2 protein-coding genes are annotated in these 1,908 nt (G+C 38.3%); one reads left to right on the top strand and one right to left on the bottom strand.

Features of this window, described 5'->3' with window-relative positions; all coding sequences use genetic code 11:
- Positions 1 to 18: 18 nt before the first annotated feature.
- Positions 19 to 945, bottom strand: coding sequence for an acyltransferase (locus VXQ92_RS16360; protein ID WP_000100975.1), 927 nt, complete (start codon positions 943 to 945; stop codon positions 19 to 21).
- A 244-nt stretch (positions 946 to 1,189) separates the two neighbouring features.
- On the opposite strand from VXQ92_RS16360, the gene VXQ92_RS16355 reads away from it, so the two are divergent.
- On the top strand, positions 1,190 to 1,843 hold the full coding sequence (locus VXQ92_RS16355; protein WP_001202415.1) for an OmpA family protein: 654 nt from the start codon (positions 1,190 to 1,192) through the stop codon (positions 1,841 to 1,843).
- Positions 1,844 to 1,908 lie beyond the last annotated feature (65 nt).

Raw genomic sequence — 1,908 nt, 5'->3', positions numbered from 1 at the left:
CATAAAAGTGGATTCTTTTTAAAGATTCGTAGTCGCGTATTGAGCTTTCATTTTCTCGATGAGCTGATCTTTTTCAGTCCAGAGTTCATGTACCCATTGTTGAAAACGTTCACGGTAAACTTGGTCATCTTCATAATTACCCCCGAGAACCCAGTCTGGTATTTCAATTTTTCGAAGATTGACCGCAATTTTTGAAACGTCACCTAGCCAGAAATCGCCATAACCTGGTACGCCATCAGGGTAGACAATGGTCATATCAACTAAAGCATCAATTTTGTCGCCCAAAATATTTAACGCCAGAGCCAAACCACCTGCTTTAGGTTTTAATAAATGTTTATATGGTGATTTTTGTTGGTCGTGTTTTTCCTGAGTAAAACGAGTCCCTTCCAAATAATTTAATAATGTAAAAGGTTGACTTAAGAGCTGTTCACACGCTTTACGTGCTTCCATCATATCGCGGTCTTTGAGTTCAGGATTTTTCGCGATTTGCTCTTTTGTATGACGCTTCATCATTGGGAAGCCTAAGATTTTAAAAGCTTGACCCACGAAAGGAATAAAGATGAGTTCCCACTTGGTAAAAAAGCGGGTAAGCGGCATACGGGTTAACCCGAAATATTGGTTTACCGTGGTATCAACCCAACTTTGATGGTTACAAGTCATTAAATAACGGCCTTGCATATTCAGATCAAGGCCTTCGTCAATGCTAATGTCCCATTTTAAATTAGGTAAAACATGATCAATGAGCCAATTATTGACACCAAGCCAGCTATTAGTAATTTGAATATTGGTTTCATCAATTTTTGAAGACTTTTTAAATAGCTTTGTTAAACCTAAAGCTAAGACAGGTGGTCCATGAAAAAAAGTGCTACCTGTGATGACTGTACCTACAGTGAGTCCACGTGTAATTTTTTTTAGCGCAGATTGCTTATTGGGTGCAGTTGACATATAAATGGCCCCGAATATCCAAAATCCATAGAAAGTTGTTCAACTATAACTATCATGAAATGAAATACAACGGTATCTTAGACAACAATGAAGAAATTGTGATGAGTGCACACCTTAAAGTGCATCAAAATATTACAAAAAAATAACTAAACTGTTTATTATTAACAAAATATCAATGTTTTATACTTCCTTTTTGTTTCATTATTCATTCAACAACAAAACACTCAAAGTGAGGAGGCATGCAATGCGTGCATTAGTTATTTCAACAGTGGTAGGGGCAGCAGTAGTACTTTCTGGTTGTCAAACAACAGGTAATAACCTTGGTGGCGTTGAATACGATAAAGCCGCATTAGGTACTTTGATCGGCGCAGCAGCTGGCTACGGTATTTCTAAATCAAATGCAAACTCTAGCCGTCAAAACAACCGTGCTGCGGCAATTGGTGCAGTTCTTGGTGCAGCTGGCGGTTTATATCTTGACCAAAAAGAGAAAAAATTACGCGAACAAATGGCTGGTACTGGTGTAGAAGTAGGCCGTAACCCAGATGGTTCTGTTCAATTGATCATGCCTGGTAGCATTACTTTTGATACTAACAAATCAAACATCAAGCCAAACTTCTATGCAACTTTGGACAAAGTAGCTCAAACATTGGCTGAAGATAACAAGAGCGCGATTTTAGTTACTGGTTATACAGATAACACTGGTAATGACTCTATTAACATCCCATTATCTCAAGCGCGTGCTCAGTCAGTTAAAAACTATTTAGCTGGTAAAGGTGTTCCATCTAGCCGTATCGATGCACAAGGTTATGGTTCTTCTAACCCAATCGCAGACAACTCAACTGCTTCTGGTCGTGAACAAAACCGCCGTGTAGAAATCAGCATTTATGCTAAACAATAAGATCTAGTTTATTGTTTCAAAAACCACCTCCGGGTGGTTTTTTTATGGGTGAAGTATAAAAAATA

The sequence above is a fragment of the Acinetobacter sp. 228 genome, assembly GCF_048147885.1.
Note: the sequence above shows the minus strand (reverse complement) of the source record. Positions and strands in the feature narration are given on the sequence as shown.